This is a genomic window from Paenarthrobacter sp. 2TAF44, from assembly GCF_052114885.1.
Classification (GTDB): Bacteria; Actinomycetota; Actinomycetes; order Actinomycetales; family Micrococcaceae; genus Arthrobacter.
Genome location: NZ_JBFRFP010000071.1, coordinates 1 through 353, shown reverse-complemented (window position 1 = coordinate 353; position 353 = coordinate 1). Strand labels below are relative to the sequence as shown.

General features: G+C 65.4%; 1 pseudogene. It reads left to right on the top strand.

The features are described 5' to 3' along the window. Positions 1-353, top strand: a pseudogene (locus AB4Z15_RS24995) (pyruvate dehydrogenase (acetyl-transferring), homodimeric type); the annotation flags it as partial.

Here is a 353-nt window from a genome sequence, read left to right as displayed (position 1 = left end):
ATGCGGTCGTTGTTGCAGCGTGCCGGTGCCCGGTCGGTGGGTGTGCCGATGGTGACGACCACTGATTATGTGAACACGATCCCGGTGGACCAGGAAGCGGAGTTTCCCGGGAACGAGGAGTTCGAGCGCCGGTACCGTGCGTACATGCGGTGGAACGCCGCGGTCATGGTCCATCGTGCGCAGCGGGCCGATATCGGGGTGGGCGGGCATATTTCCACCTATGCCGGCGCGGCGACCCTGTATGAGGTCGGGTTCAACCATTTCTTCCGCGGCAAGGACCACCCCTCGGGCGGGGACCAGGTGTTCTTCCAGGGCCACGCGTCCCCGGGCATGTACGCCCGGGCGTTCATGGA